Origin of the sequence: Bacteroides sp. AF32-8BH (assembly GCF_003435205.1) — a bacterium.
Classification (GTDB): Bacteria; Bacteroidota; Bacteroidia; order Bacteroidales; family Bacteroidaceae; genus Bacteroides; species Bacteroides ovatus.
The window spans coordinates 216,488-234,097 of the sequence record NZ_QVLZ01000001.1 but is presented as its reverse complement, the minus strand read 5'-3'; the positions used below and the strand labels follow the sequence as shown (position 1 = coordinate 234,097).

The following is a 17,610-nucleotide window of genomic DNA, read 5'->3' as shown; positions in this document are numbered from 1 at the left end:
TAGACGAAACATTGTTCTATTTGTACGTTACCTAAGATAAAAAGCCGAAATAGTTTGCTATTTGTATTTATTTGTTTATTACTTTGTAAAGAAATTCATTTCAACGAAAAGGAATATGGAACCACTGATGCCATTCAAGTATGTTATAATATCTCCGGAAGATACTTCCATGAAAGAAGGATGCATTATTTCCGAATTCAACCAATGCGGACTTTTCCTCTGCCAGAAAGGACAGGCGGAAATCCTGTTGGGAGGTAGACCATATCAGATTAACAAAAGGAATCTTTTCATATATACAGCAGCCAACCTTCTACAGATACGCCAAAGAAGCGCAGACTTGGAAGGAATCATGATAGAGGTCGACCTGGATTATGTCATACCAATAGTAAACAAAGTAGCTAACTCGGAAAATTTGCTTTATTTGCGGGAAAATCCCTGCCTGTCGCTCTCTGAAGAGCAATATACATTTGTAGAGAACTTGCTCAAATCTGTAGAAAAACGAATTAACAGGGAGAATATTTGTAACAGTTCCCGACAGAAACAACATTTAACTTCTGAATTAATCAAATCCTGGGGACAGGTGATATGCTATGAGTTATTAAACATTTATTTCAGTAACGAACCCCAAACACCACTGCCACAGGATAAAAAGGATAAAATCTTCCAAAATTTCATGATTACCCTTTATCGATATTATCGTCAGGAACGTGATGTTACTTTTTATGCAGACAAGCAATGCTTGTCCGCCCGATATTTTTCTTCTGTCATCAAGGAGAAATCAGGGAGCAGTGCTTTGCAGTGGATCATACAGAATGTCATTACAGAAGCTAAATATCTGCTCGATAATACCGATTTAAGTATTAAGGAAATAACAACCAAACTCAACTTCCCCACACAATCATTCTTCGGGAAATATTTCAAGCAGTATGTCGGTATATCTCCTAAAGAATATCGGAACAAACTTATCAAACAGTAACTTTCTTAAACTGCCGGAACTGCCACCACAACATTCCTCCGGATATAAGACTAGCCGCCAAATCTGCCACAGGCATACTGGCCCAAACGCCCATTTGTCCATAATAGTGAGGTAGAATCAATAAACAGGGAACGAGAAATAACATCTGCCGCGTCAGCGACAAGAAAATGGCTTTACTTGCCATTCCAATACTCTGGAAGAAGTTGGAAGCTACCATCTGAAACCCAACAATCGGGTAGAAAAATACCACAATACGAAAACCTTTAGAAGCAATGCTGATTAACTCTTCGTCCGAAGTAAAGATGGAAGATACGATTTCCGGAATAAACATACCTATCAGGAAACCAATCGTTGTCACTACAGTTGCACAACAAATGGTTACTTTCAGTACTTCCGTCACACGAGGATAGAGCTTCGCACCAAAATTATATCCCGCAATGGGCTGCATCCCTTGGTTTAGTCCCAATACAATCATAATAAAGACAAAAACAATACGATTAACAATACCGAATGCACCGATCGCCAAATCACCTCCATGCTCTTTTAATCCCTGATTAATCAGAATCACAATAAAGCAAGACGCCATATTCATCAGAAAGGGAGACATACCAATAGCTAGCGAATCCAACACGATTTTCCGTTTCAAACGAAAAATCCCCTTTTTCAACCGTATCAGTTCATCTTTGCGGCAGAACAAATGAAGCTGCCAGACCAATGCAATCAACTGCGCACAAACCGTAGCCGTAGCCGCCCCACGGATTCCCCAGTCGAATACAAAAATAAACAATGGAGCAAGCAATACATTGATTATCACTGTCGTTATTGTTGCCATCATCGCTTTCTGCGGATGGCCCGAAGCACGGAGCACTGCATTCAGCCCCAGATATAAATGGGTAACCACATTTCCGAGCAAGATAACCTGCATAAATTCACGGGCATACTTCACCGTTTCATCGCTTCCTCCGAAAAAGTAAAGTATCGGATCGAGAAAAGGAAGAACGATTACCGTAAAAGAGATACCTATAATAAGGTTTAATACAAACACATTTCCCAAAACCCGCTGTGCGGTATCATAATCTTTCTGTCCCAGCTTCACCGAAATCAATGTAGCCGCACCGACACCGACCAACGAGCCGAAAGCCGCGGCAAGATTCATTAGCGGGAAAGTTAATGCCAACCCGGAAATAGCCATCGCACCTACCCCGTGACCGATAAAAATACTATCTACCATATTGTAAAGAGAAGACGCCGTCATGGCGATAATTGCCGGAATGGCATACTGCATTAAAAGCTTCCCAATCTTTTCCGTACCCAACGCAGTGGGTGTCTTTTGTCCTGTCATACCTATTAGTTTGAGGCAGCAAAGATACAAAAAAGAGGTGGATTACAGGATATATGAGAAAAGTTTCGTATTTTTGCCTCCAAAATTGAGTTAATACGTAACGAAATGAATATATTAGAACTAAGTGAACAGGAAATCATTCGACGCAACAGCCTGAATGAGCTTCGTGCGATGGGTATTGATCCATACCCTGCAGCAGAGTATGTAACCAATGCTTTCTCTACAGATATTAAAGCTGAATTTAAAGACGACGAGGAGCCACGCCAAGTTTCCGTAGCCGGCCGTATCATGAGCCGCCGCGTGATGGGTAAAGCATCTTTCGTTGAATTACAAGACTCTAAAGGTCGCATCCAGGTGTACATCACCCGCGATGATATCTGCCCAGGAGAAGACAAGGAACTGTACAACTCTGTATTCAAACGCCTGCTCGACTTAGGTGACTTTATCGGTATCGAAGGTTTCGTATTCCGCACACAAATGGGTGAAATCAGTATCCATGCTAAGAAACTGACTGTACTTGCAAAGTCTATCAAACCGTTGCCTATCGTTAAATACAAAGACGGGGTAGCTTACGATTCTTTTGAAGATCCCGAACTCCGTTATCGCCAACGCTATGTGGACTTGGTAGTTAACGACGGTATCAAAGAAACATTCCTAAAACGTGCCACTGTAGTGAAAACTTTGCGCAATGCTTTGGACGAAGCCGGTTACACGGAAGTGGAAACTCCCATCCTGCAATCTATTGCCGGTGGAGCAAGCGCACGACCGTTCATCACTCACCACAACTCACTGGACATGGATCTTTACCTGCGTATCGCAACAGAACTTTATCTGAAGCGACTGATCGTAGGTGGTTTTGAAGGTGTATATGAAATAGGTAAGAATTTCCGTAACGAGGGTATGGACAAAACCCATAACCCGGAGTTCACTTGTATGGAACTCTACGTACAATATAAGGATTACAACTGGATGATGAATTTCACCGAAAAGTTGTTGGAACGTATTTGTATCGCAGTAAACGGTAGCACAGAAACAGTGGTTGACGGAAAAACCATCAACTTTAAAGCTCCTTACCGCCGTCTGCCCATCCTGGATGCTATCAAAGAAAAGACAGGATATGACCTGAACGGCAAGAGCGAAGAAGAAATCCGCCAAGTTTGCAAAGAATTGAAAATGGAGGAAATTGACGAGACGATGGGGAAAGGCAAGCTGATTGATGAAATCTTCGGAGAATTCTGCGAAGGTACATATATCCAACCGACTTTCATCACCGATTATCCGGTTGAAATGTCTCCGCTGACCAAGATGCACCGCTCTAAACCGGGACTGACCGAGCGTTTCGAACTGATGGTGAACGGTAAAGAACTGGCTAATGCCTACTCGGAATTGAACGATCCGCTGGATCAGGAAGAACGTTTCAAAGAGCAGATGCGTTTGGCCGACAAGGGAGACGACGAAGCGATGATTATCGATCAGGACTTCCTGCGCGCTTTACAATACGGTATGCCTCCTACATCGGGTATCGGTATCGGTATCGACCGTCTGGTGATGTTAATGACCGGACAGACTACCATTCAGGAAGTATTGTTCTTCCCGCAAATGCGCCCGGAAAAAGTAGTGAAAAAAGACGCTGCTGCCAAATACATGGAATTGGGAATTGCAGAAGACTGGGTTCCGGTGATTCAAAAAGCCGGTTACAACACAGTTGCCGACATGAAAGATGTCAATCCGCAGAAGCTGCACCAGGACATCTGCGGCATTAACAAGAAATATAAATTAGAACTGGCCAATCCGTCGGTAAACGACGTAACTGAGTGGATACAGAAAATTTAATAAGTTCTTCATCCAAATCCATACAAATGAAATTACCCGGCAAGATAGCGATAATGGGCGGAGGAAGTTGGGCTACAGCCATCGCAAAGATGTGTCTGGCCCAAGAGGACTCTATCAATTGGTACATGCGGCGAGACGACCGCATTGCCGATTTTAAACGATTAGGGCACAATCCGGCTTATCTGACAGGAGTGAAATTTGATACGAGACGCATCACTTTCAGTTCCAACATCAACGATGTTGTGAAAGAATCGGATACACTGATCTTCGTCACTCCCTCTCCTTATCTGAAGGCGCATCTGAAAAAGTTGAAAACCAAGATAAAAGATAAGTTTATCATCACCGCTATCAAAGGAATCGTACCCGATGACAACGTTATTGTATCGGAATACTTCACAAAAGAATATGGTGTGCCACCAGAAAACATAGCAGTCCTTGCAGGTCCCTGCCACGCAGAAGAAGTAGCTTTGGAGCGACTCTCCTACCTGACTATCGCCTGCCCTGATAAAGACAAGGCACGTATCTTCGCACGCCGTCTGGGAAGCAGTTTTATCAAAACATCTGTCAGTGATGACGTGGCGGGTATCGAATACAGTTCGGTGCTCAAAAACGTGTATGCCATTGCTGCCGGTATCTGTAGCGGACTGAAATATGGCGACAACTTCCAGGCTGTATTGATTTCTAACGCCATTCAGGAAATGAATCGTTTCCTGAACACGGTGCATCCGTTGAACAGGAACGTGGATGAATCTGTTTATCTGGGGGATTTATTGGTGACCGGCTACTCCAACTTTAGTCGTAACCGGACTTTCGGAACGATGATAGGTAAAGGGTATTCCGTGAAAAGTGCGCAAATTGAAATGGAAATGATTGCAGAGGGTTACTATGGTACGAAATGTATCAAAGAAATCAATAAGCATCATCATGTCAATATGCCGATACTGGACGCTGTGTATAACATCCTATACGAACGTATCTCACCAATGATCGAGATTAAATTGCTGACTGACTCTTTTAGATAATCTTTAAACAAGAACGATATGATTAGTTTAAACATTGAAAAGACATTTGGATTTATCTCCAAAGAAAAGGTTTCTGCTTACGAAGCTGAAGTAAAAGCCGCACAGGAAATGCTTGAAAAAGGTACAGGCAAAGGTAATGACTTTTTAGGATGGTTGCATTTGCCTTCTTCTATCACTAAAGAACACTTAGCCGACCTGAACGCTACAGCAAAAGTATTAAGAGATAACTGTGAAGTAGTAATCGTTGCCGGTATCGGTGGCAGCTATCTGGGTGCCCGTGCCGTAATCGAAGCTTTGTCTAACAGCTTCACTTGGCTGCAGGAAAAGAAAACGGCTCCTGTCATGATCTATGCAGGACACAATATCAGCGAAGATTATCTGTACGAACTGACTGAATATCTGAAAGATAAGAAATTCGGTGTCATCAATATTTCTAAATCAGGAACTACTACCGAAACTGCTCTTGCTTTCCGTTTGCTGAAAAAGCAATGTGAAGATCAGCGCGGTAAAGAAACTGCAAAGAAAGTAATCGTTGCTGTGACGGACGCTAAAAAAGGTGCTGCCCGTGTTACAGCTGACAAAGAAGGATATAAAACATTTATCATCCCTGACAACGTAGGCGGACGTTTCTCTGTACTGACTCCGGTTGGTTTGCTGCCTATCGCAGTAGCCGGATTTGATATCGACAAACTGGTTGCCGGTGCTGCCGATATGGAAAAAGTATGCGGATCGGACGTTGCATTTACTGAAAACCCGGCTGCTATTTATGCTGCTACCCGCAATGAGTTGTACAGGAATGGCAAGAAGATCGAAATCCTCGTTAACTTCTGCCCGAAACTGCACTATGTAAGCGAATGGTGGAAACAGCTTTACGGAGAATCGGAAGGAAAAGACAATAAGGGTATCTTCCCTGCATCGGTAGATTTCTCTACAGACCTTCATTCTATGGGTCAATGGATTCAGGAAGGCGAACGTTCTATCTTCGAAACTGTGATTTCAGTAGAGAAAGTTAACCACAAACTGGAAGTTCCTTCTGACGAAGCAAATCTGGACGGCTTGAACTTCTTAGCCGGCAAGCGTGTGGACGAAGTGAACAAGATGGCCGAACTGGGAACGCAGCTGGCTCACGTAGACGGTGGCGTACCTAATATGCGCATCGTACTTCCGGAATTGAGCGAATACAACATTGGTGGTCTGCTCTATTTCTTCGAAAAGGCTTGTGGTATCAGCGGTTATTTGCTGGGCGTGAACCCATTCAACCAACCGGGTGTGGAAGCATACAAAAAGAATATGTTTGCCTTGCTGGACAAACCGGGTTATGAAGAAGAATCCAAAGCAATCCGTGCAAAACTATAAATCAAGAACGTATTATAAACGGTAAACTATAAACAATGAACGGTGAACAACTATGCTATATACATGGATTTGTTCACCGTTCATTATTATATTCAATTGATTGCAGTTTCCGATTGTACCGCTTATTGCCCGTTGTACCGTTTACTGCTCACCACTTCTACTTCTCATCTTCCACTTTCGTCTTCAAACCGATTTCTTCCTGTGCTCCTTCACATTCGGCTTTGGAAGAAAGATAGAACTCTAATTTCACATCACCGTTCTTATCTACCTGTTTAATGGTCGCAATCACCATAATTTTGGCTTTTGACACCCCATCCTTAAAACGAAGCTGTCCTTTTTCCACATCTGTCAGATTTCCCTCTGTAGATACTTCTGTTTGCTCATAAAAGAGTTTGGTATCCACTTCATCGTCATTCTGAAGTTTAAAGGTTTTCAGTTCTGCCCCATTTCCATCCAAAAGCAGAAAGGCTTTCACTTCATCTCCCACTTTCAAGGCGGGCAGTTCCTCCCTCTGATTCGCATAGTCTTTTTCATCGGAACTGGTATTTTCACCGTCCGATTCGATCTTCGCATAAAGCTTTTCTATCTTGATAACAGGACTTTCCCCACTATCAGAGCAGGCGCCTAAAAACAATGGTAGCAACAATAATACTCTCTTTTTCATGCTATCGTCGAGTTTATAACGTTACAAAAATACACATATTCTTCTAAACAGCAAATAATTATGTAGTTAATCGCTTGGGAGCGTCATTTGCAACTATCTTCCCTTTCTAACTTATCTCTCATTTTTTATCGTTATCTTTGCCTCGTATACAGTTGTAGATGAAGCGAATCAAACTTAAAAAACAAATAGAATGGCAGGAAATTTATTAAAGAAGTCCAGTGGACTCATGCTACTATGTAGCGTATCATTGCTAATGATAGTCATGACCGGTTGTCAGGAAGCCAAACTCAAAACTGTAATCGGGATAGCCAACAAACAGTGTCCGCTGGACATGGGAGAAGTCGGCAATATTACCAGTATCATCTACGACGGGGATAACGTAGTGTACACTCTCAACATGAACGAGGAAATTACCAATATTAAGATTTTGAAAGATAATCCGGAAAGCATGAAATCATCTATCAAAATGATGTTTCAGAATCCGGCTGCTGATGTAAAGGAAATGCTGAAGTTGATGGCTAAGTGTAATTCCGGATTACACATGATATTTGTAGGGAATAAGTCGGGCGAACAAGCGGTTTGCGAACTTACTGCCGAAGAATTGAAAGAGGTTATCAATACAAATGCCGACCCGGCACAAAGCGGACAGACAAAGCTTGAAGCGCAACTGAAAATGGCGAATCTGCAATTTCCAATGCAGGCCAGTGAAGAAGTCGTTGTCGAAAAAATCGAAATCATAGGTGAATCGGTTGTTTATATATGCAGTGTGGACGAAGAGTTGTGTCCTATCAGCCAGATTGAAGAAAACGCAGCTGAAGTGAAAGAGGGTATTGTGTCAACGCTAGCAAGTCAGACCGATCCTGCCACCCAGATATTCATAAAAACCTGCGTGGAGAACAATAAAAATATTACCTACAGATATATCGGCAAGGATTCCGGGAAACAATACGATGTAGTTATTCCCGTGTCTGATCTGAAGAAAATGCTCATAAAAAATAAAATATCATCTTAAAAAGATTCCGCAACGTACAAAGTATGAAAAAGAAACTGAAAGCCGTCCTGTTTGACATGGACGGCGTACTCTTTGACTCTATGCCTTATCATTCGGAAGCCTGGCATAAAGTAATGAAATCTCATGGGCTCACTCTTAGTCGCGAAGAAGCATATATGCATGAAGGACGGACAGGAGCCTCTACAATCAATATTGTTTTTCAACGTGAATTGGGTAGAGAAGCCACACAGGAGGAGATAGAAAGTATCTATCAGGAGAAAAGTGTTTTGTTCAATTCATATCCCGAAGCAAAACCTATGCCCGGTGCATGGGAGTTACTGCAAAAAGTGAAGAAGGACGGGCTGATTCCGATGGTGGTCACCGGCTCCGGTCAGTTATCTCTGCTCGAACGGCTGGAACACAACTATCCGGGAATGTTTCACAAAGAACTGATGGTTACAGCGTTCGATGTGAAATATGGCAAACCCAATCCCGAGCCATATTTGATGGCTTTGAAAAAAGGAGGGATCAAAGCGGATGAAGCGGTTGTAGTAGAAAACGCTCCGTTAGGAGTGGAAGCCGGACACAACGCGGGTATTTTCACCATAGCAGTCAATACGGGTCCTTTGAACGGGCAAGTGTTGCTGGATGCCGGGGCTGATTTATTATTTCCATCCATGCAGGCACTTAATGACACCTGGGACATGATGACTGAAAATGACATCTAAAAGCTGAAAAGAAAATTTATTCTTCAAAACAGAAGAAAAATATTGAAAAGCAGGAATATAAATAGTATTTTTACGGGAGTTTAATTCGCTTAGATTCTATCTAAGCCAACGCAGATTCTACTATGCAAAAGTTATTATCTTTACCACCCAATTTGATCCATTGCTTCCACGAACTGGAAGAAGTTAACCATACCGATTGGTTTTGTACATCAGACCCCATAGGGAGCAAACTAGGCTCCGGCGGCGGAACCACATGGTTATTGCAAGCTTGCCATCAGGCATTCGCTCCACAAGAGTCTTTCAGCAACTGGATAGGACACGAAAAAAGAATATTGCTCCATGCAGGCGGACAAAGCCGTCGGCTACCCAGCTACGGCCCTTCCGGCAAAATATTAACTCCTATCCCGATCTTCAGTTGGGAAAGAGGACAAAAGCTGGGACAGAATCTGTTATCATTGCAGCTCCCGCTCTATGAAAGGATTATGAATCAGGCTCCGGCCGGTCTGAATACGCTGATTGCTAGCGGAGACGTATATATCCGTTCGGAAAAACCGCTTCAGGATATTCCGAACGCAGATGTAGTATGCTACGGGCTGTGGGTGAATCCTTCATTGGCAACTCATCATGGCGTGTTTGTTTCCGACCGGAAAAAACCGGAGGTGCTCGATTTCATGTTGCAGAAACCTTCTTTGGAAGAGTTGGAAGGATTGTCGAAAACTCATCTTTTCCTGATGGATATCGGCATCTGGATTTTGAGTGACCGCGCCATAGAAGTATTGATGAAACGGTCATTGAAAGAAGGTACGAAGGATATTACTTATTATGACTTATACTCGGACTATGGTTTGACTTTGGGAGAGCATCCTAAAACGAAAGATGAAGAAATCAATCAGTTATCCGTAGCTATATTGCCGTTGCCAGGTGGAGAATTCTACCATTACGGCACAAGTCACGAACTGATTTCTTCTACTTTAGCCATACAGGACAAGGTACGGGACCAAAGAAGAATCATGCACCGGAAAGTAAAGCCAAATCCGGCTATCTTTATACAGAATTCCATCACACAAGTTTCTCTTTCTGCCGACAACGCCAATTTATGGATTGAGAATAGCCAAGTGGGAAAAGAATGGAAATTAGGTTCCCGCCAGATTATTACAGGAGTTCCTGAAAACCAGTGGAGCATAAATTTGCCGGATGGGGTTTGCATCGACATTATTCCTATCGGTGAGAATGAGTTTGTTGCGCGTCCGTATGGATTGGATGATGTATTCAAAGGAGCGTTGGACAAAATAACGACTACTTACCTTAATGTTCCTTTTACCCGTTGGATGGAAGATAGAGGAATTACCTGGGAGGATATAAAAGGGCGTACAGATGATTTACAATCGGCATCCATCTTCCCCAAAGTGGCTTCTGTTGAAGATTTAGGCATATTAGTACGCTGGATGACCTCGGAGCCACAACTGGAAGAAGGGAAAAAACTTTGGTTGAAAGCAGAAAAAGTTTCTGCAGACGAAATATCCGCAAGCGCCAACCTCAAGCGTCTTTACGAACAGCGCAATGCTTTCCGTAAGGAGAACTGGAAAGGATTGGCGGCCAATTATGAGAAGAGCGTATTCTATCAACTCGATTTGCTGGATGCCGCAAATGAATTTGTACGTTTCAACCTGGACATGCCTGACGTCTTGAAAGAAGATGCTGCCCCCATGTTACGGATACACAACCGGATGCTTCGTGCACGTATCATGAAACTACGTGAAGACAAGGATTGTGCCAAAGAGGAACAGGCAGCCTTTCAACTGCTTCGCGACGGTTTATTGGGGGTAATGAGCGAACGAAAGAGCCATCCCATACTCAACGTTTATTCCGATCAAATCGTATGGGGACGCAGTCCTGTGCGTATCGATGTGGCCGGAGGATGGACGGACACACCTCCCTACTCTCTTTATTCAGGGGGAAGTGTTGTAAATCTTGCTATCGAACTAAACGGTCAACCACCGCTACAAGTATATGTGAAACCATGCAAGGAATATCACATCACTCTTCGCTCTATCGACATGGGTGCAATGGAAGTGATAAGGAATTACGAGGAACTGCAAGATTATAAAAAGGTAGGTTCTCCATTCTCTATTCCGAAAGCCGCCCTTACATTGGCGGGCTTTGCACCGGCATTCTCTACGGAATCTTATCCTTCTTTAGCTAAACAGCTGGAAGATTTCGGTTCAGGAATCGAAATTACTCTGCTGGCTGCTATTCCTGCGGGCTCTGGCTTGGGAACCAGTTCCATACTGGCATCTACCGTGCTCGGAGCAATCAATGATTTCTGCGGATTGGCTTGGGATAAAAATGATATATGTAGTTACACATTAGTATTAGAACAGCTCCTGACCACTGGAGGAGGTTGGCAAGATCAATATGGCGGTGTCTTTTCTGGTATTAAGTTGCTTCAATCCGAAGCTGGTTTCGAACAGAATCCATTAGTACGCTGGTTACCCGATCAGTTCTTTGTTCATCCTGATTACCGCGACTGTCATCTGTTATATTATACGGGAATTACTCGTACTGCTAAAAGTATTTTGGCAGAGATCGTCAGTTCCATGTTCCTCAATTCCGGTCCGCATCTAAGCTTGCTGGCCGAAATGAAAGCTCATGCAATGGATATGAGTGAAGCCATTTTACGAAGTAATTTCGAGAGTTTCGGTCGTTTGGTCGGCAAAACCTGGATACAGAACCAGGCATTAGACTGCGGAACCAATCCACCGGCAGTAGCAGCCATTATCGAAAAAATCAAGGATTACACCCTGGGATACAAACTCCCCGGTGCAGGTGGCGGAGGCTATTTATATATGGTAGCCAAAGACCCGCAAGCAGCCGGACAAATCCGACGGATACTGACGGAACAAGCCCCCAATCCTCGTGCTCGTTTTGTAGAAATGACTCTTTCTGATAAGGGACTTCAGGTTTCAAGAAGCTAAAGAGAAAGCGTTACCATATTGCCGGTCAATCATCCGGAACCATAAAAAACAAGCTTGGACAGATTCAAACGAAATGTCCAAGCTTTAATTTTTCAATGCCATAATGATCTGTTTTACATGTTGAGACTTGAAATAACTGTAAAGTAAATCATAATAATGATAAAAGCAATAGCTCCGATAATCAGCGCAACACTACCCCATTTCTTTTTTCTAGCTTCTTCCATTCTTATTTATATTTATTGGGATTAATATAATTTATCGTCAAATGTCTACATCTGGAAAGCTATGAACATACTATATCAACATATTATTGTTTACTTCTTCATCGTTACAAAGTTAGCATTTTCTATGGGGAAATCAATCAGCTAAAACAACTTTTCATTCTCTTTAGACTAAATTATGCAACTGTAAATAATAACAGGGAACACAATTATCTATCTATTACGACCTTTATATCATGCAAAAGTTGTACATTTGTGCAAGAAATAATTTTGATTGAACACATTATAGATTAAGAAAAAATCAAGAACCTATAAAAATACAAAGATGAAATTGCTTAATTTACTATTAGTTGTTTTGCTGTTTGCCTGCAATGATGACTCCACAGACACTCCAGCCTCAAAAGAGCCTACAAACATTGTTGTAGAAATGGAGCCAACCGCTTCCAATATGACAGATGTTTCCGGCACATACACTCTTCAAGCCAATAAAGAATACAGCGTTCGGGAAGACGGAAAATATAAAATATTATTGGTCAAGAACACTTATAAAGACAAGGAAGGAAAAGAGAAGGATATTCTTTCTTATGGCATTTTTGATGTAGCAAAGAAAGAATATATCTATTATACAGAAGGAATTGATGTAGCTAAAAGGCTAGAAAGAGACTGGGAATTCTATGATGATATAAATAATCCGGCTAACACCAACAAACAATTAGTCTGCACTTCCCGCCCGAAAGAAGAATAAATAGAAAACAAAAAACGCAACTACTAACAGATGAAGTAATTGCGTTTTTTTTCTGTGACCCCGGTGCGATTCAAACGCACGACCTTCAGAACCGGAATCAGGCATAGTAACACCTTTATCTTTAATAGTTGTTAGTTTGTTTATACTTTCTCTTAACAGCCTATAGAACAACTATAGACCAACAATAGTAGTATTACTGCTATGCTAGTATCATACTACTAATAGCACTTGGAGTGTGCTAAGTTTCTTCCTTTTGTTTCATAACTAAATCAGTTTAAAGTGTTATCTCAATAGGTCTAAATCTGATTTGTGTATCAATGAAGTAGAGTTTATCATCAATACCATACAGCACATTATTAGGTACTGCATCAAAAACCTCATATTCTGCATTGTGATATTCATCCTCATAGACCATTTCAAAGCCTAATGCTTGCATGTGTTCTGCTATTTCTTCCTCTGTAGCTTCTCTTTTAGCTCTGACATAAGGTTGAACTAACACAGCACAAAACTCATATTGACTGTTATAAGCAAAGCCAATCATCTGATAAGTGACATTGCTAAAGAATAGGTTATGAGCTTCTATCCTAATGAAGAAGTTCTCAAGGTCTTCACCTGCATACTCAAAGTTGTTTAATTTGAATACAACATCTTCATGCCCTGTGAATACTTCATTTTCTCCCCCTTTACTAAGGTAAGATAAAGGGAGAGAGTTAATGTTAATCCATAAGTTATGTTGAGTAGCAAATAGTTTTAGCTCTTCAATTTGCCTTCTCTTATAGCCTTCTGCTGGTTCAACATTTCCTGTTGCTTCTTTTTCTCTTCTAATGAGATTGGTTGCTTCTGCCAAGAGGTTATTGACTTGAGAGTGCTCTCTATCCATTGCTTGTGGAATTCATTAATATAGGTTCTTTCCATACTTTAATCTGTTAAAGTGGTTGATGCAAATGTAGTAAATCAGTCTGATTTATCCAACATTACACTTCTATTTATTTAGAACACCTTCTCTATAGATGAGATGTAGCTATAATGGTAAGGATAACCATAACATAAGTCTTATTGCTTTCATAATTATTCTTTTTTCTTCATTTTAAGATACACCTTGTTGTCTCTTGTTATTATAAGCACTGGAGAATACTCATTAAATAGTGATACTTTTGGATGAAAGTCACCCTCATCATAGTTATTCTTTTCCATAAATAGCATTATATAATCTCTGGCATTATCTATAATAACTCTAGCTGTAAGTTCAGGACTTTTATAATCCATATATGAGAGTTTATACCCTTTATTTTCAACAGAACTTAGATCTACTATATACTTTATTTCAAGAGGTACTATTTTAGCTATATAATTTTGAGTATCTGATGACCCCTGATGGTTATATAGTATAATTGCTGTTACTACAAATCCTATTGCTAATATTATAAGGAGTATTGTTTTTCTTATTTTATTCATAATTGCTTACTATTAGTTTGTTGAAATTAATCACCCACTTGTTCTCCAGTAGAAAGTCAGTTCCAAGCAAGCCATGTACCTGTATGCCACTTTCATCTTCAATGCCTTTAAAGGTATCAAGTAAGGGTCTTACACAGAACTTGGGCTTATAAACCTGACCTTCAAAAGTGAAAGGTAGAGCAACCATATCTACCTTATGCTTAGTTCCTTCTATTCCACTGATATAATAGTCACCAACTGGTTCTACTATATCCTTGAAATATTCTACTACAGTACTGTCTATCAGGCTACAGGTGCTTCCAGTATCCAAGATGAAACAAAGGTATTTATTTTCTATTTTCACATGGATAATAGGAAGTTGTACTTTATTTAAACCATTTATTATAGAGTACATAATGTTAGTCCCAGTTGGAATATTCTTTCTGCCAAACGACTTCTCCTCTCTTATTGATATATCCTTCAATCATTAATGCTTCTCTTTTAATTTCGAAGGAAGCCAATCCTTTTTTGAAGGAAGAGCAATTGTCATATTTACATGGAATCTTTACCTGAAAGGTAGTATCTATATACCCCCAAAGATTGTCTTTTTTAATAGCCGCATAGTTCTCGTTAAATGGTTTTACTTCTTCATATTCTTCTGATATAATATTCATTCTTTTATCAACAAATACCCAATTAGTACTATCTATTTTTACTCCTGCATAACCATTGCCAAATCTTGTTATATCTATTAATGTGCCATCTATTAGATAGTTGCCATTCTCGTCAATGAAATTATAACCTAAATTTAGTTTTCCAAGATGATTATAAGTACAAGCAATTCCATCATTATAGGGATAAATTGTTGTAGTCATGTTGAAGGGAGTACCTATAATTTTACCTGATTTATTGATGATAATGGAAGACTTAGTAAAACTAAATTTGCCATCATCTCTCCTTTTCATCTCTCTGAATTCAACAATAGCCTTACTTTCTCTAAAAGTGGATGCAGAAGAGTATTTACTTTCAATAACAAGATTACCATTAATATCAATATATCCCCATTTAGGTGAATCTCTTAGACCTTTATTTAAAACCTGAACAGCGGCTAATCCTTCAGTAAATTGATATCCATCCTTGTATTGGGGAGTGATAATAGTTTCTCCTTTAGAATTCATATAACCAAATAATTTCGTTATGCTGTCTTGGTATAAAATCCTATCATCAGAACAGCTTAACCATTGTAAATTTAGTTGTTTACCTTTTGATATTAGTTCTTTTATACTATTCCAATCATTCTCAATATTTTCAAATTCATAAATTAGAGTTGTGTCAATAGCTAATTTATTATCTAATGAGATATATCCATATTTGTATCTAATCTTCTTTTGTTCAGATAGTAGATTAATAAATGATGAAGCCTTCTTACTCGTGAGAGTATCGGAAAGTATAACACAAGTGGTATCAACAATAATTAATGCTATTCCTTCATTAAAATATGAGGCATATAAGTATTGTGGCTTTATAACTTCATTACCTAAGCTATCAATGTATCCATATTTTCCATTTTTATATATAGGATATAAATTTGTGGGGACTTGACTACATGAACATAGTACTAAAGTACACCATATTAATAATAAATAGGAACTATAATTTTTCATTTATTCTTTGATTTATGTCATCTATAATAAAAGATAGCATTTGATTAATTTGATTGATATTGCAAGTAAAAGGATAACCATAGCCAGTTTTAGTAATAGCTATGTAACTATTATGAGTTGGATTACTTTCATCGTTTGCAAGTGATAGTTCTGACAAATCTCGAATAATTAGTGAATGTGTTATTGGAATATTATCAACATTCACTACTGGCATAGAGTTAAGAAAGGCTGTTAACTCTTCTGTAATCAAAATTCTTTCCATAATAAATTTCCTTTTGTAGCATACTACAAAAAGAAAGTGTGAGCCTAACCTTATTGGGAGTCCAAGGTATTACCACATACCTACAATCACACAATATAAGGGAAGCCCACACCTAATGGTATGAGTATCCACTACTTACTGCTGTGATTGTTAGTCTTCAAGGTGGTAATTTTAGGACTGTCACAAGTAAGAAGCAAACACTTCTTTTCTAATATGTCTTGTTAAACTTCTATTTCATTAGTTGTCATTTAATTAATACTGTTGCAAAGATAGAACTTTCCAGTAATACTTCATCATTTGACTGCCATAATTTAATAGGTTTCAAAGCATATTAGTACCATAGGTGCAGGCTATATCCTTATTGTACAAAGGTAAGCTTAATTATTTACTTTCTATATGCTAAATTGATAAATAGAGCACCAGTAACTATCAATATTAGCCACTGTAATATCATATCCAATGCTGTCATATATACACTAGTTAAAGCCCCAGTCCATTACAGAACTAGGGCTATCAACAACAATAAAATCACATAGTAAGAGGCATATAACCTCTTAATCCTTAAGTATCATACTGGTGAGGACAAACCCTACCAGAATCAAGATAATCTCACACATAATTCAATCAACATTTAATTTAGTCTAACTTACTAACTATTGCTACAATTCATGTTTACATACTTCACCGAACCTCAAGTGGTTAAGTTATTATAGCAGCACTTCCCTCTATCCTGTAATCAAATACCATCAACCTATATTAGAAGAGGCAGTCAACTTCTATTAAACTGTCCTCTGATTTGCCATTCTGCATCACTTACTTTGTATATATAACATGTAAGAAAGTGAGATTTTCAAAATTTCCCATCATAATGGTATAATAACAGCAGAGGGAGATGGATTTAATAGAAGGTAGGGTAATGTAGACCTTAGAAGGTTAAGTATTTATAGTTTTCCTTCATCATGATAGGAATAGTACTCCTTCTCTGGACTTAAGATTATATGGTCTGCTATATGAATCTCCATGAGTTCTGCTGCCTTCTTGACCTTTTCAGTCAAAACATCATCCAAAGTACTGGGTTTCATGCTTCCAGAAGGGTGATTATGTGCCAATATTACCTGTGTTGCATTAGCCAGTAAGGCAGCTTGTAATATCAACCTTACATCTACATAAGTTGCAGATATTCCACCTTCTGAAATAGGTACTATACCCAGTACTTTGTTAGACTGATTAAGCAGTACCACTTTAAAGCTTTCCTTGTATTCTATAGTGTCATCAGGGAAGCACTTTATCAATAGTTCATAGGTATCCTGTGAACTATTTATCTTGTATCTAGTTGATGATTTGACATTACTTTTATAGCTCAATTGAACCTCTGCTACATTCATTATACTGTCCAT

General features: G+C 39.7%; 15 protein-coding genes and 1 pseudogene. 8 read left to right on the top strand and 8 right to left on the bottom strand.

Going from position 1 to position 17,610, the window contains the following annotated elements; all coding sequences use genetic code 11:
• Positions 1–115 precede the first annotated feature (115 nt).
• On the top strand, positions 116–976 hold the full coding sequence (locus tag DWZ47_RS00985; protein ID WP_008650181.1) for an AraC family transcriptional regulator: 861 nt from the start codon (positions 116–118) through the stop codon (positions 974–976).
• On the opposite strand, the gene DWZ47_RS00980 is transcribed toward DWZ47_RS00985, so the two are convergent.
• On the bottom strand, positions 966–2,318 hold the full coding sequence (locus tag DWZ47_RS00980; protein WP_008776263.1) for an MATE family efflux transporter: 1,353 nt from the start codon (positions 2,316–2,318) through the stop codon (positions 966–968). The two genes, DWZ47_RS00985 and DWZ47_RS00980, sit on opposite strands and share 11 nt — an antisense overlap.
• A gap of 105 nt (positions 2,319–2,423) precedes the next feature.
• Here DWZ47_RS00980 and lysS point away from each other — a divergent pair, with 105 nt between their 5' ends.
• The 3 genes from lysS to DWZ47_RS00965 are packed head-to-tail and all read left to right on the top strand — an operon-like array spanning position 2,424 to position 6,529.
• Positions 2,424–4,151 (top strand): lysine--tRNA ligase, encoded by a 1,728-nt coding sequence (gene lysS / locus DWZ47_RS00975; protein WP_004312362.1) that lies wholly within the window; start codon positions 2,424–2,426, stop codon positions 4,149–4,151.
• 26 nt (positions 4,152–4,177) lie between these two features.
• A complete protein-coding gene (locus tag DWZ47_RS00970) occupies positions 4,178–5,173 on the top strand; it encodes an NAD(P)H-dependent glycerol-3-phosphate dehydrogenase (RefSeq protein WP_004299378.1) in 996 nt (331 codons plus the stop codon).
• An 18-nt stretch (positions 5,174–5,191) separates the two neighbouring features.
• Positions 5,192–6,529 carry a glucose-6-phosphate isomerase gene (locus DWZ47_RS00965; RefSeq protein WP_117512107.1) on the top strand — a complete coding sequence of 446 codons (1,338 nt, stop codon included), beginning with the start codon at positions 5,192–5,194 and terminating at the stop codon, positions 6,527–6,529.
• Positions 6,530–6,686: 157 nt separating this feature from the next.
• On the opposite strand, the gene DWZ47_RS00960 is transcribed toward DWZ47_RS00965, so the two are convergent.
• Entirely contained in the window at positions 6,687–7,193 is a 507-nt protein-coding gene (locus DWZ47_RS00960) for a DUF5035 domain-containing protein (RefSeq protein ID WP_008650173.1), read from the bottom strand.
• Positions 7,194–7,383: 190 nt separating this feature from the next.
• Here DWZ47_RS00960 and DWZ47_RS00955 point away from each other — a divergent pair, with 190 nt between their 5' ends.
• From DWZ47_RS00955 to DWZ47_RS00940, 4 genes and pseudogenes are all read left to right on the top strand, one after another.
• A complete protein-coding gene (locus DWZ47_RS00955) occupies positions 7,384–8,205 on the top strand; it encodes a hypothetical protein (protein ID WP_004306654.1) in 822 nt (273 codons plus the stop codon).
• 23 nt (positions 8,206–8,228) lie between these two features.
• On the top strand, positions 8,229–8,912 hold the full coding sequence (locus DWZ47_RS00950; RefSeq protein ID WP_115484947.1) for an HAD family hydrolase: 684 nt from the start codon (positions 8,229–8,231) through the stop codon (positions 8,910–8,912).
• Positions 8,913–9,031: 119 nt separating this feature from the next.
• A pseudogene (locus DWZ47_RS00945) lies at positions 9,032–11,887 on the top strand (bifunctional fucokinase/fucose-1-phosphate guanylyltransferase); the annotation flags it as partial.
• Positions 11,888–12,433: 546 nt separating this feature from the next.
• Complete coding sequence (locus DWZ47_RS00940; RefSeq protein WP_004306649.1) at positions 12,434–12,853, top strand: hypothetical protein; 420 nt, start codon at positions 12,434–12,436, stop codon at positions 12,851–12,853.
• A 274-nt stretch (positions 12,854–13,127) separates the two neighbouring features.
• Here DWZ47_RS00940 and DWZ47_RS00935 read toward each other — a convergent pair whose 3' ends face one another.
• The 6 genes from DWZ47_RS00935 to DWZ47_RS00910 all read right to left on the bottom strand — a co-directional run bounded on the left by DWZ47_RS00935 (position 13,128) and on the right by DWZ47_RS00910 (position 17,610).
• The gene (locus tag DWZ47_RS00935; protein ID WP_022199244.1) at positions 13,128–13,733 is read right to left on the bottom strand and encodes a hypothetical protein; all 606 of its coding nucleotides are present in this window, start codon (positions 13,731–13,733) and stop codon (positions 13,128–13,130) included.
• A gap of 188 nt (positions 13,734–13,921) precedes the next feature.
• Positions 13,922–14,308: a hypothetical protein gene (locus tag DWZ47_RS00930; protein ID WP_022199243.1), complete on the bottom strand. Its 387-nt coding sequence runs from the start codon at positions 14,306–14,308 to the stop codon at positions 13,922–13,924.
• Positions 14,301–14,702 (bottom strand): aspartyl protease family protein, encoded by a 402-nt coding sequence (locus tag DWZ47_RS00925; protein ID WP_004312356.1) that lies wholly within the window; start codon positions 14,700–14,702, stop codon positions 14,301–14,303. The genes DWZ47_RS00930 and DWZ47_RS00925 overlap by 8 nt, the downstream gene beginning before the upstream one ends.
• A gap of 4 nt (positions 14,703–14,706) precedes the next feature.
• Complete coding sequence (locus DWZ47_RS00920; RefSeq protein WP_022199242.1) at positions 14,707–15,951, bottom strand: WG repeat-containing protein; 1,245 nt, start codon at positions 15,949–15,951, stop codon at positions 14,707–14,709.
• Positions 15,938–16,213, bottom strand: a complete 276-nt coding sequence (locus tag DWZ47_RS00915; RefSeq protein ID WP_022199241.1) for a hypothetical protein — start codon at positions 16,211–16,213, stop codon at positions 15,938–15,940. Before DWZ47_RS00915 ends, DWZ47_RS00920 begins: the two co-directional genes overlap by 14 nt.
• A 941-nt stretch (positions 16,214–17,154) precedes the next feature.
• Complete coding sequence (locus DWZ47_RS00910) at positions 17,155–17,610, bottom strand: JAB domain-containing protein (protein WP_117512105.1); 456 nt, start codon at positions 17,608–17,610, stop codon at positions 17,155–17,157.

Coding starts and splice junctions, on each gene's coding strand:
- DWZ47_RS00985 (WP_008650181.1), top strand. CDS start 116: ATGGAACCACTGATGCCATTCAAGTATGTTATAATATCTCCGGAAGAT.
- DWZ47_RS00980 (WP_008776263.1), bottom strand. CDS start 2,318: ATGACAGGACAAAAGACACCCACTGCGTTGGGTACGGAAAAGATTGGG.
- lysS (WP_004312362.1), top strand. CDS start 2,424: ATGAATATATTAGAACTAAGTGAACAGGAAATCATTCGACGCAACAGC.
- DWZ47_RS00970 (WP_004299378.1), top strand. CDS start 4,178: ATGAAATTACCCGGCAAGATAGCGATAATGGGCGGAGGAAGTTGGGCT.
- DWZ47_RS00965 (WP_117512107.1), top strand. CDS start 5,192: ATGATTAGTTTAAACATTGAAAAGACATTTGGATTTATCTCCAAAGAA.
- DWZ47_RS00960 (WP_008650173.1), bottom strand. CDS start 7,193: ATGAAAAAGAGAGTATTATTGTTGCTACCATTGTTTTTAGGCGCCTGC.
- DWZ47_RS00955 (WP_004306654.1), top strand. CDS start 7,384: ATGGCAGGAAATTTATTAAAGAAGTCCAGTGGACTCATGCTACTATGT.
- DWZ47_RS00950 (WP_115484947.1), top strand. CDS start 8,229: ATGAAAAAGAAACTGAAAGCCGTCCTGTTTGACATGGACGGCGTACTC.
- DWZ47_RS00940 (WP_004306649.1), top strand. CDS start 12,434: ATGAAATTGCTTAATTTACTATTAGTTGTTTTGCTGTTTGCCTGCAAT.
- DWZ47_RS00935 (WP_022199244.1), bottom strand. CDS start 13,733: ATGGATAGAGAGCACTCTCAAGTCAATAACCTCTTGGCAGAAGCAACC.
- DWZ47_RS00930 (WP_022199243.1), bottom strand. CDS start 14,308: ATGAATAAAATAAGAAAAACAATACTCCTTATAATATTAGCAATAGGA.
- DWZ47_RS00925 (WP_004312356.1), bottom strand. CDS start 14,702: ATGTACTCTATAATAAATGGTTTAAATAAAGTACAACTTCCTATTATC.
- DWZ47_RS00920 (WP_022199242.1), bottom strand. CDS start 15,951: ATGAAAAATTATAGTTCCTATTTATTATTAATATGGTGTACTTTAGTA.
- DWZ47_RS00915 (WP_022199241.1), bottom strand. CDS start 16,213: ATGGAAAGAATTTTGATTACAGAAGAGTTAACAGCCTTTCTTAACTCT.
- DWZ47_RS00910 (WP_117512105.1), bottom strand. CDS start 17,610: ATGGACAGTATAATGAATGTAGCAGAGGTTCAATTGAGCTATAAAAGT.